Below are 21,747 nucleotides of genomic sequence, written 5' to 3'. Positions count from 1 at the left end.
CCTGCATCAGAACCCAATTTTGGGGTTACGATTTGGCAACCTAACTCCTTCAGCATTCCTCCCTAATTTGCTTTCTCCTTCAATTTGAAGTTCCTTGTTTTTCCCTTGATTGCCTTTATTTTAGGTCGAAATGCGTTAATCTTCCAAAATCGCTTCACTTTTACAAGTTTTTTTTTGTATCTTTGCAGACTGAAAAGTCGAATAGGTTAGCTATTTAAGAGAAAAAGATGCAAGAAGGTAATGTACAAGAGCAACGGGGTCGCAGTTTCCAAGTGTGCCCCGCCAAGTTGGATGAGTTATGTTCCCAAGTAAAGTATGAACTATTAGCTCAAGAGAAGTATAAAGAACCAGATTACTCTATTGACAAATTAGCTTACGATTTGGGTACATGCACCAGATATGTCTCAGCGGTTTTCGCAGAGCGCTTTAACTGTAGCTTCAGATCTTTTCTCAATCATTGTCGTGTTGAGGCCGCTACAAGTCTCATGGAAGACGAGAAATATCAAGATAGTAAAGTGGGAGATATCTATCAATTGGTCGGATTTGCGAACCGACAGTCTTTTTACAACTGGTTCACCAAATTTATGGGTTTGACTCCTCGTCAATATCACTTGAAATGTTGGGAGTAAAATGACAAAAAGGTATATCAGATACGTCTGATATACCTTTTTTAGTGTTCCATCTTACTATTTGCTAATTTAAATGTTAACAGAGGTTAATATATGCATATTTCTGTGTATTTTGGTTGTTTGGTATGTAAATAAAATATATATTTGTAAAAACACATCAATATATCGAAGAAACTTCGAATTTTCGCAATCAAACAATCTAAAGACATAATAAATGGTTACAACATTAGTATTGATACAATTAGTTTTAGTGCTCGTCTGTATTTTTATTGGGGCCAAAGTCGGGGGCATCGGCATGGGTATCTACGGAATGGTAGGAACGCTCATCTTAGTTTTCGGTTTTGGACTGGCTCCAGGAGCTTTGCCTATAGACGTCATGCTTATTATCGTATCAGTAATAGTGGCTTCTGCTGCCTTACAGTCTACAGGTGGATTAGATTATCTGGTAGGTCAGGCTGCTAAGTTCTTACGTCATCATCCGGATCATATTACTTTCTATGGACCACTTTGTTGTTGGCTCTTCTGTTTGGTAGCCGGTACAGCCCATACCTGTTATTCGCTATTGCCTATTATCTCTGAAATCGCTCAAGCTAAGAAAATCCGTCCTGAGCGACCTCTGAGTGTTAGTGTCATAGCGGCGTCGCTGGGTATTACAGGTAGTCCGGTGAGTGCTGCTACCGCTGCCATTATCAGTGCAGATATATTAGGTGGTAAGGGTATCGAGCTCGGTGATGTGATCCTGGTATGTGTGCCGGCATCTTTTATCGCCATTGTAGCAGCTGCCTTCGTTCAGAACCATATCGGTAAAGAACTTGCTCAAGATCCTGTATATTTGACTAAAGTGAAGTCGGGCGAAATAGATCCTGTTGCAGATGAACAAAATCTACATCAGGCAGAAACGCATCCGAACCCACAGGCGAAGTATGCTGTTTGGGCCTTTTTCTTGGGTGTAATAGCAGTCGTCTTCTTCGGATTCTTCCCAGAATTTCGTCCTCATTATGTTGATGCAAATGGACAGTTGACTGCGGTTTCTACGAATAATATGATAGAAATGATTATGATGAGCGATGCTGCTCTTATCTTGCTTGTAGGAAAAGGCAGCATTCAGAAAACTGTTTCTGGCAATGTGTTTGCTGCAGGTATGAATGCTATGGTCAGTATATTCGGTGTAGCCTGGATGGGAGATACCTTCTTTAAGAATAATCAGGATTTCTTCGTCAACCATTTTTCGGGTCTTATCCAGAGTGTTCCTTTCTTATTTGCAGTCGTACTGTTTGTCATGAGTATTATGCTTTTCTCTCAGGCTGCAACTGTTCGTACCATCTATCCTTTAGGCATTATGCTGGGTATCAGTCCTTTATATTTACTTGCTATGTTTACAGCGTGTAACGGATATTTTTTCCTGCCTAATTATCCGACTGAGGTAGCAGCTATTGGCTTCGACAGAACGGGCAGTACTCGTGTGGGACGATATGTGGTTAACCACTCTTTCCAGGTGGCTGGGTTCATCACTACGGTCGTTTCTATCAGTGTTGCCTTCGTGATCATCCATTTGCTCTAATGGCCTATTACAAGACAGTGTTATCTATAGTATAAAAACTTAAAAGTGCAAGATTATGAAACATTTACGTCTATCATTACTTATGGTATTTAGTTTTTTGGTGGTCATTGCTTTTGCCAAACCAAAAATTCATATTATTGCTACTGGCGGTACAATAGCTGGTGTTGCTACATCTGCTGCTTCTTCAGCTTATAGCGCAGGTCAGGTGGGTATACAGACATTGCTGAATGCTGTACCTGAAGTGAAAGAATTAGCAGATATCGATGGTGAGCAACTTAGTAATATTGGTAGTCAGGACATGAACGACCAGGTTTGGCTGAAATTAGCGAATCGCATTAACCAGCTGCTCAATCAAGAGGGATATGATGGTGTGCTCGTCACTCACGGTACTGATACGATGGAAGAAACCGCTTATTTCTTGAGCTTGACCGTTCACTCTGATAAACCTGTTATCCTGGTGGGTAGTATGCGACCTTCTAATGCCATCAGTGCAGACGGTCCGGCTAACCTTTATAATGGTGTTGCTGCCCTTTGTACACCAGCCTCTAATGGGCATGGGGTTATGGTATGTATGAACAATGAACTTTTCGCTGCTAAAGATGTAATCAAGATGCATACGACCGATTGCGCAACATTCAAGGGCGGAATTAATGGTGAAATTGGTTATGTATATAATGGAAAAGCTGTATATTTGCAGGGCGCTCCGCTTACCAAGTGCGGTACTCGTTCTGAGTTTGATGTTACTCATCTTACCAAACTGCCACAGGTAGGTATCGTTTATGGTTATGCTAATGCTTCACCACTGCCGATGCAGGCTTTTGTAGATGCGAAGTTTGATGGTATCGTTTTAGCTGGTGTAGGCGATGGAAACTTCTATAAAGATGTATTCGAGGTAGCGCTTAAGGCTCGCAAGGCCGGTATCAATGTCGTTCGTTCAAGTCGTGTAGCTACAGGTCCTACCAATAAGAATGCTGAGGTTGACGATGATAAATATGAGTTTGTCGCTTCATTGGGGGCTAACCCGCAGAAGGCACGTGTACTTCTGATGTTGGCTTTGACCAAAACCAGAGATTGGAAGAAGATTCAGACTTACTTTGATGAGTATTAATGGATTTTTTATTCGTATAGTATTGGTTCATCATCACATTCAAATTTGAAAATTATGAAAACGAGAAAATATTTTATGGTTGCCGCTTTACTAAGTTTAGCGATGACGGCTCATGCACAAGGTAATAATACTCGTAATGGTGGCCCTGATGGAGACTATGAAAGTTTGGCTGAACGAGTAGCTAAAATCGAGAAAAAAACGGATGCCTTCAATGTCTACTTTAACTATGCTGCCAGTGCACAGATCAATGATTTCTCGGGTGATACGGGCGACAAATGGGGAGCAACTTTTAAGAATAAACAGGCTCGATTAGAAATTAAAGGTAATATTACCGACAAACTCTCTTATCGTTTTCGTCATCGTCTCAATAAGAGCAATGCTGCTAAAGATGATAACTTTGCTAAAGCGACCGACATCTTGATGGTTGGCTATCAGTTTAATGATAAGATAGGTGTTCAGGCTGGTAAGATGTGTCAGATCTGGGGTGGCTTCGAATTTGATGAAAACCCGATGTACATCTATCAGTATTCTGATATGGTAGACTATATGGACAATTTCCAGGTAGGTGCTGTCGTTTCTTTCAAACCTGTACCAACACAGGAAATTGCGGTGGAAATATCTCGTACCGACAATGACCGTTTGGAAGATATCTATGGCGAAGGTGCTAAGACTTTAAGTACTAGGGGGTTACGCGATTTGAAACAGGCTAAGACTCCACTTACTTATATTGTCAACTGGAATGGTAGTTTCTTTGGAGATAAGTTCCAGACCCGTTGGGCATGGGGCTTGCAGACGCAGGCAGAAGGTCATTACAGTCGTATGCTCACGCTTGGTCAGAAGTTAAATCTTGACAAGATACAGTGGTATTTCGACTATATGGGCGAGTTTGATGATCTGGATCGTTTGGGCATCGCTACTTCGGAATTGGTGACAGCGCCAGGTGTTCATCTCGGTAAAGTACACTACAACAGTTTTATTACCAAGTTAAACTGGCAGTTTGCTCCACAATGGAATCTGATGCTCAAGGGATGTTATGAGACAACCACAGTAAAGGGTGGTAATTTCGATAAATATCGTAAATCATGGTTATATGCGGGAAGTGTAGAATACTATCCTGTGAAGAGTCAAGATTTCCGTGTATTCCTGGCCTATATCGGAAGAAGCTGCAAGTATACCGAACAGGCGAAGGCTCTTGCAGAACTGGATAACTACAATACCAATCGAATAGAACTCGGTTTCATGTATAGAATAAAAGTATTTTAAATTGTACGAATAGAATTAGAAACTTTCAACATTATTAATACAATAATCAATTGAATAAAGAAATGACAAAAGAAAAAAAGTATCGTGTAGAGTCTGATTTATTAGGTGAACTTAATGTTCCTATAGATGCTTATTATGGCGTACAAACTCAGCGGGGTATTAACAACTATCGCATCTCGTGTATGAAGATGTACGACTTCCCAGATTTCATCGTATCTTTTGCTTTCGTAAAGAAGGCTGCAGCGATGGCTAATGCTGAAGTCGGTGTTCTTGATCCTAAAATATCAGAGGCTATCTGTCAGGCCTGCGACGAAATCATCGGTGGTGCATTATGGAAGAATTTCCCTATCGACTTGATGCAGGGTGGCGCCGGTACTTCTGTGAATATGAATGCTAACGAAGTTATTGCCAACCGTGCCATCGAGATTTTGGGTCATGAGAAGGGTGAGTATCAGTATTGTATGCCTAATGATCATGTCAATTGTGGTCAGAGTACCAATGATGCTTATCCTACCGCTATCCGCTATGCCGTCATTCGCATGAATAAGAAGTTGGTGGTATCACTGGAGCGCCTCATTACGTCTTTCCGTAATAAGGCTGAGGAATTTAAAGATGCTATCAAGATGGGTAGAACACAGCTTCAGGATGCTGTGCCTATGACGTCAGGACAGGAATTTGCAGCTTTTGCTAATAATCTGGAAGAAGAGGTGCTCAATATTGCACGTAATGAAGTCTTGTTGCACGAGATCAATATGGGTGGTACAGCGATAGGAACAGGTCTGAATGCTGCTCCTGGATATGCTGATCTTTGTACAGCTCATTTGAGTGAGATTACGCATGAGAAGTTTGAAAAGGCTTCTGATATGATTGAGGCAACTCCTGATACCGGTGCTTATGTAAGCTATTCTGCCGCATTGAAGCGCTTGGCCGTCAAATTGTCTAAAATTTGTAACGACCTTCGACTCATGGCGTCTGGTCCTCGTTGTGGTCTGGCTGAAATCAATCTTCCGCCGATGGCTCCAGGTAGTTCTATTATGCCAGGTAAGGTGAATCCTGTTATTCCTGAGGTAACTAATCAGGTATGTTTTAAAGTTATCGGTAACGATACCACGATTAGTTTTGCTGCAGAAGCAGGTCAGTTACAGTTGAATGTCATGGAACCGGTTATTACAGAGTGCTTGTTTGAGAGCATTACTTGGTTGTCTCATGCCATGGATACTTTGCGTGAAAAGTGTGTAGACGGTATTACTATCAATGCCGAACATAATCTTGAGATGGTTCGCCATAGTATCGGTATTGTTACTGCCCTCAACCCATACATCGGTTATAAGAACAGTACCAAGATTGCGAAGGAAGCCCTTGCCACCGGTAAGAGTCTGGTTGATATTGTTCTCGAAAAAAAGTTGCTCTCGAAAGAGCAGTTAGATGAAATTCTTGATCCTAAAGCGATGCTTCAGGTACACAAGAAATTTAAATAAATTGTTTATAATGGTGATACCTTTGGATTAAAAAAAAGGATAGGGCAGCGGCTCTATCCTTTTCTTTATGATGAACGAGAAAAAATTACTTTTTATTGCGAAACTCGATAGGTGTACACCCTAAATGCTTTTTTACATATTTACCAAAGAAACTCGTATTAGGGAAACCTACCGCATTACTAATTTGTTTCATGCTCATTTCTGTATTTTGTAGGTAATGCGTAATATCAGCCAGTGTATACTCGGTAATCCACTGGTTAGGAGTTTTACCACTGTTCTTCTTACAGATTTGCGCCAGATATTTCGTAGAGATACAGAGTTCACTGGCATAATGCTCCACCGTCTGGTGCTTGATATCAGCATGTTCAAGAAGTTCAAGGAATAAGTTAAAATAAGACGCATGATGGTGAGGCTTATCCACCAGCACATTCGCCTGTTTGCGAATCGCATTACAGAGCGACAACAGACAAGCACGCATCATACTTTTGAATATTTCGCGACGATAGCCATTCTCTATTTCATCATCCGTTTTATTCAGACAGTGCTTGAATATGTTGTCAAAGCATTTACTGCTGTTTTCATCATATTTCTCAGCATTCACGATACGTATTTTCTGTACATACGTAAACTGGTTCCATACATTCATATAAGACCCCAGGAAGAATTTAAGCATATGGTTAGATATGCCCATAGAGAAATATCGAATGTCGGGCGAAACCATAATATTCCCCAGGGTAATACCAGTAGGAAGAATAAGTACCTGATTATCGTGAATAAATAAAGTTTCCCCATTCACTTCTGCCTGCATTTTTCCTTCGACAATAAAGCAGATCACATTTCCGTCGATACGTTTTGTGCCCGATTCTTCTAGAAATTTCACATTATTGATTAATACGAAGTCATCCTCGAAAAATTCTACACCGTCAATATCGGCTATTTTTTCCATAAAATCCGCTTTATCCTTAAATGTATATTCTCTTTTTACCATCTTCTAATTCCTTTTGGGTGCAAAAATACAAGTTTTTTTGCGATATTCTATTGCTCTTTTGCGAAATCTTTAGGTTGAAAAGGTATCAATGTATAAAATTGACCATATATTCACACAATTAGGACATGCTTAATTGCATTTAATATATTACTTTTGCAACCGAAAAGGATATTATTGCGATTATATCGCAAACGTCAAATTTAACAATTTCCAACTTATGCAAGTACATTTTCTGTAAAAAATATAATTGATAATAGGAAAATATTTGCTATTTTTGCAGCAGATAAAAGAGGTGTATATTATATTGATTTAAAATTAGGAAGAATCAAACGATTTTGTAGTAATAATTATGCTAAGTAAGAAGGTTGGTTTAGTAGTTTTGTTTTTGTTGACAATACTGCAGATGCAGGCGCAAATCACAGGACAAATTTTGGATGGTGAGGACGGTTACCCTATACCTTACGCTTCTGTTTCATATAAAGGTCATCATGTTAGTGTAGTTTGTGATGCTGAAGGTAAATTTACGATTGAAGCCCATAAGGGATGGGTGCTTACTTTCAGTTCTATTGGTTATAAGTCTCAGACGCATACTGTTAATTTGGCTCAGGAGGAAATTAATATCAAGCTCAATGCTCAGGGTGTACAGGTGTCAGAAGTTGTAGTTCGTAGTAAACGTAAGCGTTACAGTCGAAAAAATAATCCGGCTGTAGAGTTAATGCGCCGTGTTATAGAGAATAAGAAAAAGGCTAATCTTGAGAACCATGATCAGTATCAGTTTATGAAGTATCAGAAGCTCACTTTTGCTCAGAATGACATAGATAGTTCTAAACTTGATAAGTCTTGGTATAAGCAGCAGATAGAGCTTTCACCTTATAATAATAAGTATGTTTTGCCTCTTACTGTCGACGAAACGGTAACACAGCATTTGTATGATAAGTCGGATGCTCGTAATCGTGATATCGTTCTTGGTTTGTCGAGTAAGGGTCTTAATAAAGTGATGCAGACGGGTGATATCTTGAATAATGTATTGAAGGAAGTATTTCAGGATGTCGATATTTATCAGGATTACATTCGTTTGGTACAATATCCTTTCCCGAGTCCGTTGGGTAGAACAGCGATATCTTTCTATCGCTATTATATCGTCGATACCGTAAAAGTGGCTAACGATAGTTGCTATCATCTTCGTTTCTTCCCGAATAACCAGCAGGATTTTGGTTTTACGGGCGAACTTTATATTATTAAGGATAGTACACTGCAGTTGAAGCAGGCTGTGCTCAATATTCCTAAGAAGAGTACGGTTAACTTTGTACGTGGTATGCGTATCGAGCAGGAGTTTGATCAGCTTTCTGATGGTCAGTGGGCATTGTCACGTGATGATATGTGGGCTGAATTAGCGATTGTTTCTTCTCATCCGAAATGGCTTGTATCTCGATACACCCGATTAGGTGATTATGATTTTTCTCCTATCGACAAACACTTGTGGAGGGGTAAGGCTGATAAGGTAGAATCGCCTGATGCACGTATCAGAAATGAGAAGTTCTGGGATGAATATCGTCCAATACCATTGTCGTTCTCAGAGCAGAATATGGATAAGTTTGTGGCTAACATGACCAAGCGTAAGGGGTTTGGCGTGGTGATTACTGCTTTGCAGCTGGCCATGGAGAATTATATCCAGACTTCTAAAATAGGTAAGCCGAGCCTGTTTGATATCGGACCAGTAACCTCTATGCTCAGTAAGAACTATGTAGATGGTTATCGTTTCCGCCTGTCAGCCCGTACCACAGCCAACTTGCTGCCACATCTTTTCTGGGATGGTTATGTTGCTTATGGTAACCATAGTCATAATACCTATTATGGTACTACGATAACGTATGCGTTGAATGATAAGCAATACTCACACTTCGAGTTCCCTCGTCGTAATATCGTCTTTGATACCAGTCGTGATATTGCCAGTTTCGCCGATCGTTATCTTACTAATAATAGGGATAATATCTTCATGACGTTTAAGACGCATCAAACAGAAAATATGTATCTGTATAATCGTCAGAAGGTTTACTTTGAATACGAAACAGACTGGGGCTTTAATGCTCTCGCTGGTTTCAAGTTTGAGAGTAATCGTCCGGAGGGCTTAATGCACTTTATGCCGGTTGATGGAAGTCCGGAATTGTTCCGTCTTCGTACCACCGATCTGATGGTAGGGTTTAGTTTGGCTCCTGGTAAAACTTATGTCAATACCAAGCAGCGCCGTGTTCCTGTAAACCACGATGTGGCTGAGTTGGAGCTTACTCATGATATGGGTCTGAAGGGCTTTATGGGTGGCCAGTATGCCTCTAATCTTACCACATTCAAGGCTTATAAACGTGTATGGTTGGGTAGTTATGGCTATTTGCAGCTTTATCTCCGAGCTGGAGCACAGTGGAATAAAGTTCCATTCCCATTGCTGATCACTCCACCTACCAGTATGACGCTGTTCCAGGAGAATGTGAATTCCAACTTTAATTTGCTTCGCGATATGGAGTTCTTGAACGACCGTTATGTGATGTGGAATGCAGCATGGAATCTGAATGGTAAACTCTTCAACCGTATTCCGCTGATTAAAAAGTTGAAGTGGCGTGAGTATATCAGTGTAAAGGGTATGATCGGGCATCTTACCGATAAAAATAATCCATTTAAGAATCCTACAGATAGCCGATTGTGGCAATTCCCTTCGGGTAGCCGCATCATGGGTAATACACCATATTGGGAAATGATGGTTGGTGTTCATAACATCTTCAAGTTCTTTGGTGTTAACTATGTACGTCGTATCACGTATCGCGATTATAGTGGGGTAGACAAGAACGGTGTTCGTTTCTCCTTTATGATGTCTTTCTAAAATAAAAGTTCTCTCAACGAGATAAATTCTATTTATGATTTGATGGGTCATCGAGCGTAGATGACAGAAAAGCATGTGTCAAGTTAATTTTTGGCGCATGCTTTTCTCCTTTTTGACGCATTTTGAAGGAAAAACGACTTGACATGAGGCGTTATTTTATATATATTTGTGATTGAAAGATAGCAATATTTGTTTTTTAAAATAGACATATATTTTTGCATACAGACATATAAAATGGCTTAAAGCTATTCGCATCAGACTCTAAATTTCAAGAAGTAGTTAGTTGATTTAAGTGTTAAAAAGATTGTCAGGTAGAAAAGACAGTAGCTCGTAAGAGCTCTGTCTTTTTCTTGTTCATAGCAGTTGACCGTTTTCTTTTTCTTGGTTTTTAATCCCTTTTCGATAAGCCGTAGCCTTTTCTTTTCGATTACGTCGTCGAAATAAAGCTACGCCCTTCACCTTTCTTGCGAACTTCTATTTTCACTGGTATACGGTCGTAAAGCTCTTCACGGTGTGAGATAATACCGACACGGCGATGGTTTTGTCCTGCTATATCCTGTAGTTTTTCGAGCGTTTCCATAACACTGTCCAGACTCTTTTCGTCGAGCGTTCCAAAACCTTCATCGATAAATAGAATATTCACATTCATATCTGGTCGATTCAGACTAGATAGAGCTAGGGAGAGTGATAAAGAAATCATAAACCGTTCACCTCCCGACAAGACGGTAGCACTTCTTACCTGATTCTTGTTATACCGGTCGAGAACCAAAATACTCAGTTGCTCGTTTTCCTCGCTGCAGGTTAATTCATATCGGTCAGTAATTTGGCGCAGATATACATTCGCATTATTGAGCAATGGGCGAAGGATATATGACTGTACCAATGTACGGAATTTTGTTCCCCCGAAATATTTATTGATGATATCCCATTTTTTCAGTCGTTTTTCTGCCTGTTGCATTTCTTGCGTAATCAGAGCAAGTCTTTCCCGATTTTCCTGATTCTTCTGCAGCGCCGTCTGAATACCTCCCATCTGCTCTGCCCGTTTCTGAATAGACGCAGACAGATCATCACGCTGTTTTACAAGAGTAGACATATCCAGCCCTTGATATTCATTCTTCAGGATATCATTTACGGTGCGTACTCTTTCTGCATGCGATTTCACCAGAGCATAGAATTTTGTCCACACATTGATCATATCCTCAGTACCATACGATTTCGGTTCCAGGGCATCCGTATTCCAGTCAGCATACAGTATCGTTACGTCTTGTTGCGTTTTCTGTATTTGCTCCATGCAAAGCTGCAGTTGGTAAGATTTCGCGCGAGCGCGCTCCAAATTCCCTTTTTTGTCGCCATACTCCTTGGCATCAGCTTTCAGGCGAAGCGTCGTTTCGTCTATCTGTGTCTGCCAGTCAGCATACCAACGATCCAGATGCGTATGCAGTTGCGTATCGAGCACTTCTACATCGTGTGTTATCGTTTCGATCTGCTGTTTCATATTTTTCAGCATCTCCAGATGTCGTGTAAGAGCAGTGACACATTCCCCCTGTTGAGCAATCGCTTTCTGATAGCCAACATCGAGCGGTTTTTTGTCCTCCAGGATTTGATCAATCTGCTTTCTTAACGATTCTACCTGTTTTTGTTGTTGCTTCAGCTCTTCCATCTTTTGATCCATTGCCGTTATCACAGATGGAATTTCGTCAGCCAGCGATTTTCCTTCAAGTGCACAAGACCGTGCGAGAACTTTTATTTTTTCTTCCGTCGTTTTATTCGCCTGGTCAGCCTTATCGGCTGCAGTCTGCCATGTTTGCAATTCGCCATTTTGCCGGTCGTATACCCCCTTTTCCCGAAGATAGAGATCGTGCGCATGCGACAAAGCCTGTTGAGCTGCTGCCTGATGCTGTTGCAGTGGACTGAGTATTTCGCTAAAATCAGTATCCATGAGATGGTCTGTCAGCGGTTGACCGCACAGCGGACACGTATCCGCATGTTCATCGTGCAATCTTTTTCGCAGTTCCATGATTTTATCGTCCATACTCATTTTCATGGTTTGCAGCAGCGTCTGAGCTTTTTTGTTATTCTCATCCGCAAGTGTATAATCCGTGTACGCTTGCTTCAACTTCTCTTTTTGCTTATCTATCTGTAGCTGTGCCTCATGCATACGAAGTTTCAGCTGCTGTGCTTCGGCACGGTCTTCCTGTAATCTATGAAGTAAGGTCTGTAACTGCTGGAGTGCTTCTTTGCGTTGATGAAGCGCATCCATCTGCTGTACGATCTCTTCAGGATGAAGAGCAGAGAGTTTCCCTTTCAGCTGATCGATAAGCTCTAGTAGCGCTTCCACTTTCTGTTTTGACGTTTTTAAATCCGAATCAGCCACATTTTTGGTGTGTTCAAGAAGTGTCGTCTTTTTATTTTCAGCCTCCAGACCTTCTGCCAGTCGTCTGCCATCGTCTTTCTTTTTGCGCCATTGTTTTAGTCGTTCCGAGATCAGGTCTACCTGCGAATATACCCCTTCACGCTCTTCATGGTTTTTCAACCAGGTTTGAAGTTCTTGTATATATGAATCCGCTATTTGCAACTGTTGTTGGCGATACAGGATATCAGCAGAAAGTATTTTGAAATGGAGTCGGTATTCCGTCAACTGCTTATTCAGCTGCTCTTTTTCATCCTTTGCCGCCAGATAATTTTTCAGTACAGTAATCTGTCCTTCTAACTGTTGACGCTTTTCCGCCTCCGCTTTCTGCTGTTCAGTAAGTAGCGTCAGTTGATCGTTCAACTGTTTCACCTCATCCTCCGCCATGGTATGTTCTTTCTCGGCTTTCAGTTGCACCTCTACCGTTTTTTGGTTCACTTTAGCCTGGGCATAAAGATTCTTGATGGCTTCACCATATTCATAGAACTGTGCAGTATTCGTCAACTGTTCGAGGATCAACTCACGCTGATTCTTATTACCCGTGAGGAAAGCAGCAAACTGTCCTTGTGCCAGCATCGCCATCTGACCAAACTGTTTAAAGTTTAGACCGATAGCCGTCAGAATCGGTTCACCTGTCTTTTTATCGACATTCACCCAATCCTCAGAACCCATTTTCGCCTCCCATTTAGGCGTATTATGTTTCAGATGCCGTTGTCCATCGGCATCCGTTCTACCCAAATAAATGCCGAGTGTAAGGCGAGCGCGGCATTCCAGTCCATCATTACTCTCAAAGACCACCTCACTGTAACATTCATCTTTAGGCGAGATACCCAGACGCGTATACTGCTCAATACTATTCACGCTGATATTTTCGCCATCCGTATTCGTATAGTTATTCTTGCTTGGATTCTCTACCCCCGCCAATCTTGGTGTATTTTTATAAAGCGCCATCGCGATACCATCGAGAATAGCCGATTTTCCGGCACCGGTATTTCCGGCAATCAGAAATGTACGAGCTTGCTCGCCTGTGATAGGGTCTACCAGATCGTGTTCAAAATCAATATCCGCACGTTCGATAGATGCAATATTTCGTAAATGGAGTTGTTTAATTTTCATCTTTTCGTTTCATTTCCAATTTTACTTCTTCGAAAGCTTCACGCAGTTCTTCCAGGTCAAGGCCGGGATAGTTATCGATGGTTTGTGCGATAAAATGCATCGGATCTTTCATCTGTTGCAGTTCAGCGATTTCTATCTTAGGCCGGTTCGAATCACCCTCTTGCGCTGTAGGTTTGCCCATCCATATCAGTTTCGGATTATATCGTATCTCATCGTGATAGGCATCAATCACATCATATACCATTTGGTTAAAATTGGAAGGTAAAGCCACCTGATAATCCATTTTCAATCGAATATATCCCGACCGGTGGGTCTCAGCCCATTGCTTGATGTCGGCTATAGCGGCTTCTGCATCGGTGTAGCAGTCTTGGTCTTCGGGTAATATATAGAAGTGGCGAAGCTGGTCTATTCGTAATTGCTTGATATGTACCAGGCCACCGTGCTTATCGATATCTACCAGACTCACCGTATGCGGGTAAGATTCATCACAACTTACATGAAGTGCGCTGCCGCTATAGCGAACCACCGGGGCAGGGTAGGTAACCTCTTCCGTCATAGCATCCTCCTGATGCCCGATCGTTTGTGGCTTATGGATATGGCCCAAGGCCAGATAATCATAGCCTTCGCCCAACTGGTCTATTGACAGCGTTTTAAGCGTACCGATTTCAAAATCATGCCCTTTCAGATCCAGTCCAGCTACCGCAGTATGAGCCATCATCACCACCGGTAGATGCGCTATATTGTCAGTTTCAACGCAATGAAGCAAGTGTTGCCATTGCTCCTGTCTGTCACCAGCCATATATGGCAACGCCACCACATATCCAGCAGGCAGTTTTATGATATATTTCTGTTCCCACCCCTCTTGCGCATCGTAGGCAGGAGAAGTTCCGATTAATACCGTCTGAGCCATATCCCAGATTACGTGGTCAGCCTGAATGCGCGAAGCAGAATCATGATTACCAGCCGTCATGATAATTTTCATAGACGGACAGGAACGGTGTATTTCGGCGAAATACTGATTAAAGCAAGCTTTGGTTGCAGCAGAAGGCTGTTGAATATCAAATAGGTCGCCACTGACCACCAAAGCATCTGGCTGATATTGCAGACACCACTTTTTCAGCTGTTTGAAGTAATGATCGTGCTCATCTCTTCGTTCATAATTCTGATAGATAATTTGGCCCAAATGAATATCGGCCGTATGTAGTATTCTCATATGGATAATAGTCGTATCTTCCTTTAACGTCTGTTTTTAGTGCTGTTTTGGGCATCTTCAACAAAGGATACATATAAGCAGACAATCTGTAATAACCAATGTTGTCAAGGTATTGTATGGCTTTGTTTCTATCACAAATTTGTAAACCTCGAGATTCAAGCAAATTAATGAGATTTTCAGAAGATTCAAACCGTTTTGTAAAGGGAATAAGATTCGCCATGTTCAAATGTGTATAAACAAAAAACGCCTCGCACGATTTGAGCATTGTTAAGAGGCTTGGCGAGGACTGACGCTGTAAAGATACGAATAATCATTGATAACACAAACTTTTTAGCAGAAAAATCACGCAAAAGTAGAATTCTTTGACATATTTATATTTAATAATGTTAAATCGGACCTTGAAATCATACTTTACCAACCAAAGTGGTTTTCAAGGTAAAAGTATTATCGTTTGTAACGTCTATACCCATACCGAAAGCCCCGATGGTCAGAGGTTGGGCAGACATACATATGGTAGCTTTTTTGATTTTCCCAAAAATATGATGCTTATAAACAGTAATATGGTGCAATTCTTGTACAAATCGTAGAAATATAGTAACTTTGCAAACTGAGTAATGAATAGAAGGATTACACGTTAATATTTTAGTATATAATTTAAGTGAATGAACCTCATACTCCGTGAGGACTATCAGGTTCAGCAGCCGATTAATGATCAATGATTACCTTGAAATGACATCATAGACTCCTGCTTTTGCTGGGGTCTTTTTTCATAAATAGCTTATTTTTCCCGTATTTTGCTTACATTTTTATAAAATACAAACGGCAATAATTACATATTGTAAGTTATGTAATATTTCTTGTATCATTTTGCTTGTTTATGTTGCAATATCTTGGCAATTTGTTTAACTTTGCATTTGTAAAAAAGCAATTAGGCATGCTTTAGTAAATAGAACTAACACAAACACTTCTTTTATTTATATTTGACTTTCAACGAGAGAGAAAAAAAATTCTGAGTTACTTGATGGCGTAATGCCATAAGTACTCAGAATATTTATTACCATCCTTTTGGGCCTCCACCGGTATTACCGCCAAAACCACCCTGACCGTTACTGCTATAGTTGGAAAGGGATACGGTAGAACCGCCAGAAACCGATGCATCGAGTACTCCTACACCGCCAAATATTTCAGTACCGCCAGATACGGTTACACCCGACTTGAGGGTTGGGGTAGAGGAGGCCGATACAACCATCGTAGTACCACCACTAGAAGGAGTCTTAAAGGCGAAAGTCGTAGAACCATAAGTCATGGCATACCAAGTGTTCTTGCTCCATGAAGAAGTAGAGTAGCAACTCTGACTCAAACTGGCACCCGACTCAAGTCCGCCGATAGCAACAAGGGTACCACCAGTAAGATATATTTTCTTTTGCGACTCAGAGTTGGCATCGACAGCCAGTTCTGGAGAAGAACTACCGTTGGCAAAGATTAGTCCGCCCTTAATATACAGATTACCATTAGCGTCTATACCGTCGTTATTGGTAGAGCGTGCATAGACATATCCCCCATAAAACGTCATATCTTGCGATGAATTGATACCATCATCATAAGAATTGACTGTAACATAACCACCATTCACCTCTATGGTATTCTTGCTCTCGATACCCTCAGCATTATAGCCGGACGTGGTAACATTGATGGTGCCACCACTGATAACGATTCCACCGGTAGAGGTATCACTGTCACCGGTCTTGATACCCTTGGCAGCACAGTAATAATCAGAATTGATATTATCCGTATTACCCGTATAAGCCTTGTTTTCAGTAGTACCATTATTATAATAGAGCGCACCGGTGGTAGTGACATCTACAGTACCGCCAGTGGTCGTGAAGACACCATCACACTTGATACCGCGACCGCCGGAACCCGTTGCTTTCATCGTAACAGTGCCGCTGGTTATCGTAATATCGCCATCGGCATTCAGACAAGATGTACCTTTGGCTTCGTTATCGTCACTGTCCCATGAACCACAGGCAGAAGAATTCACTGTAATCGTTCCGCCATTGATATAAGCATTGCCGCTATCCTCATCTTCATGATCTGTCGTCTCACCAGTAGAAGTATCCCCATCAAGATCTACCTGAATGCCATCATCATTCGGATTACTGATATGAAGAGAACCACTCTCCATAAGGAAATACTGCGCACAGTTGATACCATCGCCGCCAGCAGCACCAAGAACATTTATCGTTGCATTTTTCAAAGAGAAGTATTCGCCCGTCTTAATGGCATGTTTCAGATTACCCGTTACATTAAGCGTACCCTTCTGTTTAAACTCCGCATGCCCCTTAATATAAAGAGCACCCTTCTGTGAACCGCTGGCTGCATCGACAAGTGTATTTTCGGTACCCGTAATCACCTTCACGTTGATACGCTTACCATTCTGAATATGAACAGCTGCACCGGAATATACAGGGGTAACATTGGTAAGCGTAATACCATCGAGTTCGATAGTAGCCTTGTAACTGCCCTCCATATAAAACTCGCCGTCGGTAGATGTACCGGTAAGATTATAGGTGATTTCACCCACATTATCGTCAACCTCCTCACTCTGAACCAGTTTGACATGGGCGCCGCTTATCGTAGGAACAATATATTTGGCAATATTTCCTGACACCTTGACCGAAGCCGAAGAACCAGAATAAGACACCTGAACCGTATTATCTGTCACTTCACTGTCGTCTACATAAATACGACTGACATCAGCCAGCGTAAATGACTTGTCGATAATCGTAAGTGTACTACCATCGGTATAATTCATTTCACCAGCCTGAGTTGCCGGAAACATATAGGTGGTATTGCCGACGACTACATGAAGAGTCTGGGCTGAAAGATTTAATACCAGCAAAAGCAGGGATATAACGCATATTATTCTTTTCATTGTACAGCAACTTGAATAGATTTCTTGTTCGACTTGATAACATAAATTCCTTTGGGGAGAGCTTTCATCGCCTCTGTCTGCGATGCAAATTGACCGATATGAATACCATTCATGGTATACACATCTACTTTCTGTGACTCCGTATCCGAGCTAATGTCGCTGATACCCGTAGATGAATTGGAAAAATACATCTTGACTAAGTCAGCAAGTTGAAACGATTTTGTTTCTTCTGCATTCGTGACAGAGAGCGTAGAACCCGACACTGTCATGGATAAAGATGTGACTGACATGGTGGTAGAATTACCATTTTGGGTTAAAAAGGTTAGAAACGGAAACGTTGTTTCAGCCTTAGTGTTTTGGAAAAAGGTTAACATCAGAATACATGCACTGACGACCTTACTAAATTTTTTCATAAGCGTATTTGTTATGTTAGATTGTACATTTCCCTCATGATAGGTAAGTTATCTCATGACACAACAAAATTACAATAAGCCCTTTGAGGTTACAATTATTTTCAGCAAAAGCTAAGTTTTCTTCAATAAACGCTCTGATTATTTGGATGTTACCAATTTTGTGAAAAAGAATTTCTCGCAAAGAGCGCAAAGACGCAAAGTCTGTAAGAATATGAAGTTTATCTGATCAATCCATATGTTTCTACCCGTAGCCTTTCCCGCCCTTTGTTTCTCCATATTATTATATCTTACAGGCCGTCCATTGTGGCGGTCTTTTTGGGAGATAATACACAGAAATTCAAACTAAAAGGATGCTATATAGAAAAAGTTTTGTAACTTTGAACCCAAAAGTATATGAAGTATGAGAACGGAGCATTTGGACTTTATCACCTTCTGTGTTGGCAGCCTGTCGGATGCGCTTAATAAGAGTGCGTCGCAGGTGTATGGTGCGCTGCGGTCGTCTGGAGTACTGAACGACTATATTGTGCCCTGCTATGACGTGTTGCACACGTTCAGCAAGGACTATCTTGTAGAGGAATTGACTGAAGTGTTAAAAGAAAGGGGAGCGCTGGCATGAGACTCTATCACGCATCGACCTCGATAATTGAAAAGCCCGACGTGCTGCATTCACGCGACAAGTTGGACTTCGGAAAGGGGTTCTATCTGACAGCCATTCGTGAACAGGCCGTCCGCTATGCCGAGCGATTCACTCGTAGAGGCAAGGAGGCATTCATTAATGAGTATGAACTGGATGAGGAAACACTTGACTTTACCATCAAATCCTTTCCAAGTTACGATGAAGAATGGCTCGACTATGTGGCCATTTGCTTGACCGTCATCTTCATTTCATTAAAGCTGAAAGGATTTAACTATGGAAGCCAACAAGACGATACTTCAGATGAAATATGCAAGGATAGTGGCTATCTTTGCAAAGGAATCAGGCTTGTCGCTTGAGGACGCCTTGGCTTTCTTCTATGATTCTGACACGTATAAACTCATCAGTGAGGGTGTGGCCGACATGCATTGCCGCAGTGATGAGTATTTGGCTGACGAGTTGATGTTGGAATACAAGGAGCAGGTTTGCAGCCAGTAAACAAAAGAGCTTGAAAAGAACTGTCTTTTGAATATTATTGGGTTAGAGAATAGGATCAGTATTTAAACTTGACATTACATATACCGTTTCATTTCCTCGTCCTCAACTCCTGCATACAACTCCAGCAGGCTCTTGGCTAGACTTGACGGAATCTTGGGAATTAGGACTTCCTCGACTTGGAAGAAGCCAACATCTGCCCTCATGTGTATCTCAATCTTCAAAGGACGTTCATTCCCCCGCCCTATTTTAACCTTTTCGATAGAGTTTGCAGAATACTTGTGGATATCGCCTTCAGTCGGTTTTGATGGTATTTCCAAAGGAATGCTGGCACGTCCTTTTGTCATGTCACAACCGTCTGCAATAAGAATGATACCAGCTTCAACGGAATGGATGGGATGAGTAGCCATGTGTCCGATGATGCCCTCTATTGCGATGGAACGGATGATAGTCCGCCTCAGGATATCACAGTCTTCAGGAAGGAGTTGCGTTATTAATGTGAATCCTGCTATTATTAATTCAAGTTAAAATCGTTAAATCTGCACGATTTTGCATTCTCAAAACATCCTCGACAGGACTTTTCTACCGTATTATATGCAACTTGCTTATTATCAGGATGTGCTACAAACTCGATTTGTATGTTGTAATACTTACAACATATATTTTGAATCAAAAATCTAAAAATATGATTAATCGCTTTTTATTATTTTGCAGTTTAATTGTACCTTTTTCACTTGGTATTCATGCTCAAAGTGAACTTACCTTAAAAAACAACATGATGTTCACAGATGTAATAATATCACACAACGGGACATCACATCAAGTTCAAACATTAATTGATACAGGTGCATCAGTTTGCATGATAGATTCTACATATGCAGTTGATTCCTGCAATATAATATTGCCAGAAAGCAATGCAACAATAGGGAATACATTTGGAAAGCGTATAAAAGCTGTTGATCTTAATTTAGACAGCATATCATTAGGTGGCTTTTCTTATTCAACTATTCGATGCTTTGTTATTGATTTGAAAAGTAAATTTCAACAATATACCCCCAATTTCATATTAGGAGGAGATTTCTTAAAACGAGAAATTTGGGAGTTTAACTTGAAAGAAAAATATATGGCTAAATTTGATCGTCAGAAAAAGAATATACAAAGCATTATTAAATGGAAAAATCACGATGACTATAAGGATGCTTTTCTAAATTCTATTTATTTAAATGGCAAAATTGCAGGAAAGAAAGCACGTATTCTATTTGATACAGGATATCAGCGTAATATCATTCCTGATAATTTTGGAATTATACCAAACAAAGAAATAGAAGTAACATGCGGAGATATTGCCAATCAATTAGCAAAAGAAAAAACTGGTCTATGCGAGAATATTGACGTTGAAATTGATAAATATAAAACATCACTTGCCTTTAGATTTAAAAATACTAAATATCCTCGAATGAATTCTTTTTTGTTTAAAGAGAAAGATTTTGCTTTAGATTACAAAAAAAAATGTATATATATATGCAAGTAAGCATTGTTTAAAAATATCTTCAAAATTAAAGCAGCCAATTTTGGCTGCTCGCTCCGTCTGTATCCAGAAAATAAGAGTTATTTTTGAACTCTTCGCGCACTAAAAAAACTTTGCGCCTTTGCGCTCTTTGCGAGATAATTTACATCAACAGCTCTGTAACTTATTTATTCGACATAGCTATGCTGGAAAAAGTATCTTGGACAAAAGGATATTAGCTATCATATCAATCAAATATATGCCGAGAATGAGCAAGACCCAGAACGAACTCACAAAAAATTTTTGTTAGTTCGGCAGGAGGGAAATAGAAGTGTCCGTAGAAACATGAGCCACTACAATCTGGATATGATTATTGCTGTAGGGTTTCGTGTGAAGTCACAGGTGGCCACTCGTTTCCGTCAGTGGGCCACGATTCATCTGCGTGAATTTATTCAAAAAGGCTTTACGCTGGACGACGATAGGCTGAAAGGTAAAGGTAGTAGGTATTTTCGTGAACTGTTGCAACGCATCCGTGATATTCGCAGTAGTGAGCGGAACTTGTATCAGCAAGTGACGGACATTTTTGAACTCTTCGCGCACTAAAAAAAACTTTGCGTCTTTGCGCTCTTTGCGAGATAATTTACATCAACAGCTCTGTAGCTTGTTTATTTGTGACAGTAATGCAGGAGCAAGTATCTTTGGGAAAAAGAATTTCTCGCAAAGTACGCAAAGACGCAAAGTCTGTAAATTGGGTAACAAAATAGTAACATTGGTGTCAATTTTGTGATTTTTAGTCTCAATTGAACTAAAAGGCAAAGAAAATGGCTGCATTTTGTCATATTTTTGCTTATTCTTGCACGTTTTACATGAAAAATTAGTATTTTAGCTGCATTAAATTTTGTATAATGGCAAAAAAAGACCTCAACAGATTGAAAGTGGTGCTTGTTGAACAGCACAAAACAGCAAAATGGTTAGCAGAGCAAATGGGAAAAGACCCTGCAACTATTAGTAAGTGGTGTACCAACAAAGCACAGCCTTCATTAGAGACAATCAAAAAGATTGCAGAAATCCTACAGGTTAAAATGAGCGACCTTGTAAGCAATGAATAACCTTTATAATTGAAGC

At 40.6% G+C, this 21,747-nt stretch carries 17 protein-coding genes and 1 pseudogene; 12 read left to right on the top strand and 6 right to left on the bottom strand.

Going from position 1 to position 21,747, the window contains the following annotated elements; genetic code table 11:
- The first annotated feature begins 227 nt into the window (after positions 1–227).
- The 5 genes from L6471_RS02745 (at position 228) to aspA (ending at position 6,039) form a co-directional block, all read left to right on the top strand.
- On the top strand, positions 228–629 hold the full coding sequence (locus L6471_RS02745; RefSeq protein WP_051214727.1) for a helix-turn-helix domain-containing protein: 402 nt from the start codon (positions 228–230) through the stop codon (positions 627–629).
- Between the two features lie 214 nt (positions 630–843).
- Complete coding sequence (locus L6471_RS02740) at positions 844–2,190, top strand: anaerobic C4-dicarboxylate transporter family protein (protein WP_237796776.1); 1,347 nt, start codon at positions 844–846, stop codon at positions 2,188–2,190.
- 55 nt (positions 2,191–2,245) lie between these two features.
- Complete coding sequence (locus L6471_RS02735; protein ID WP_074549032.1) at positions 2,246–3,298, top strand: type II asparaginase; 1,053 nt, start codon at positions 2,246–2,248, stop codon at positions 3,296–3,298.
- Between the two features lie 54 nt (positions 3,299–3,352).
- The gene (locus L6471_RS02730; protein WP_074614097.1) at positions 3,353–4,561 is read left to right on the top strand and encodes a porin; all 1,209 of its coding nucleotides are present in this window, start codon (positions 3,353–3,355) and stop codon (positions 4,559–4,561) included.
- A gap of 62 nt (positions 4,562–4,623) precedes the next feature.
- Entirely contained in the window at positions 4,624–6,039 is a 1,416-nt protein-coding gene (aspA, locus tag L6471_RS02725; RefSeq protein ID WP_237796775.1) for an aspartate ammonia-lyase, read from the top strand.
- Positions 6,040–6,124: 85 nt separating this feature from the next.
- Here aspA and L6471_RS02720 read toward each other — a convergent pair whose 3' ends face one another.
- Entirely contained in the window at positions 6,125–7,027 is a 903-nt protein-coding gene (locus tag L6471_RS02720) for a helix-turn-helix domain-containing protein (RefSeq protein WP_237796774.1), read from the bottom strand.
- Positions 7,028–7,376: 349 nt separating this feature from the next.
- Between L6471_RS02720 and L6471_RS02715 the strand changes: the two genes are divergently transcribed.
- Complete coding sequence (locus tag L6471_RS02715) at positions 7,377–9,899, top strand: DUF5686 and carboxypeptidase-like regulatory domain-containing protein (RefSeq protein WP_237796773.1); 2,523 nt, start codon at positions 7,377–7,379, stop codon at positions 9,897–9,899.
- A 427-nt stretch (positions 9,900–10,326) separates the two neighbouring features.
- Here L6471_RS02715 and L6471_RS02710 read toward each other — a convergent pair whose 3' ends face one another.
- The 4 genes from L6471_RS02710 to L6471_RS02695 all read right to left on the bottom strand — a co-directional run bounded on the left by L6471_RS02710 (position 10,327) and on the right by L6471_RS02695 (position 17,986).
- Complete coding sequence (locus tag L6471_RS02710; protein ID WP_237796772.1) at positions 10,327–13,425, bottom strand: AAA family ATPase; 3,099 nt, start codon at positions 13,423–13,425, stop codon at positions 10,327–10,329.
- A complete protein-coding gene (locus tag L6471_RS02705; protein ID WP_237796771.1) occupies positions 13,415–14,638 on the bottom strand; it encodes a metallophosphoesterase family protein in 1,224 nt (407 codons plus the stop codon). Before L6471_RS02705 ends, L6471_RS02710 begins: the two co-directional genes overlap by 11 nt.
- A 1,054-nt stretch (positions 14,639–15,692) precedes the next feature.
- Entirely contained in the window at positions 15,693–17,573 is a 1,881-nt protein-coding gene (locus L6471_RS02700) for a carbohydrate-binding domain-containing protein (protein WP_237796770.1), read from the bottom strand.
- A complete protein-coding gene (locus L6471_RS02695) occupies positions 17,570–17,986 on the bottom strand; it encodes a hypothetical protein (protein ID WP_237796769.1) in 417 nt (138 codons plus the stop codon). Before L6471_RS02695 ends, L6471_RS02700 begins: the two co-directional genes overlap by 4 nt.
- Positions 17,987–18,386: 400 nt before the next feature.
- Between L6471_RS02695 and L6471_RS02690 the strand changes: the two genes are divergently transcribed.
- From L6471_RS02690 to L6471_RS02680, 3 genes are read left to right on the top strand one after another with little or no spacing between them, the layout of a single operon-like run.
- Complete coding sequence (locus L6471_RS02690) at positions 18,387–18,602, top strand: DUF3791 domain-containing protein (RefSeq protein ID WP_027454057.1); 216 nt, start codon at positions 18,387–18,389, stop codon at positions 18,600–18,602.
- Positions 18,599–18,979 carry a DUF3990 domain-containing protein gene (locus tag L6471_RS02685; RefSeq protein ID WP_237796768.1) on the top strand — a complete coding sequence of 127 codons (381 nt, stop codon included), beginning with the start codon at positions 18,599–18,601 and terminating at the stop codon, positions 18,977–18,979. Before L6471_RS02690 ends, L6471_RS02685 begins: the two co-directional genes overlap by 4 nt.
- Complete coding sequence (locus tag L6471_RS02680) at positions 18,942–19,118, top strand: DUF3791 domain-containing protein (RefSeq protein WP_317221429.1); 177 nt, start codon at positions 18,942–18,944, stop codon at positions 19,116–19,118. Before L6471_RS02685 ends, L6471_RS02680 begins: the two co-directional genes overlap by 38 nt.
- A 74-nt stretch (positions 19,119–19,192) precedes the next feature.
- Here L6471_RS02680 and L6471_RS02675 read toward each other — a convergent pair whose 3' ends face one another.
- Entirely contained in the window at positions 19,193–19,525 is a 333-nt protein-coding gene (locus tag L6471_RS02675) for a hypothetical protein (protein ID WP_237796767.1), read from the bottom strand.
- 275 nt (positions 19,526–19,800) lie between these two features.
- Here L6471_RS02675 and L6471_RS02670 point away from each other — a divergent pair, with 275 nt between their 5' ends.
- The 3 genes and pseudogenes from L6471_RS02670 (at position 19,801) to L6471_RS02660 (ending at position 21,731) form a co-directional block, all read left to right on the top strand.
- Entirely contained in the window at positions 19,801–20,646 is an 846-nt protein-coding gene (locus L6471_RS02670; RefSeq protein WP_237796766.1) for a retropepsin-like aspartic protease, read from the top strand.
- Between the two features lie 201 nt (positions 20,647–20,847).
- Positions 20,848–21,207: pseudogene (gene rhuM, locus L6471_RS02665) on the top strand (RhuM family protein); the annotation flags it as partial.
- Between the two features lie 320 nt (positions 21,208–21,527).
- Entirely contained in the window at positions 21,528–21,731 is a 204-nt protein-coding gene (locus L6471_RS02660) for a helix-turn-helix transcriptional regulator (protein WP_074549051.1), read from the top strand.
- Positions 21,732–21,747: the final 16 nt, after the last annotated feature.

Source organism: Segatella bryantii (assembly GCF_022024215.1).
In the GTDB taxonomy this organism is placed as follows: domain Bacteria; phylum Bacteroidota; class Bacteroidia; order Bacteroidales; family Bacteroidaceae; genus Prevotella; species Prevotella bryantii.
This window is presented reverse-complemented; position numbering and strand designations above follow the sequence as displayed.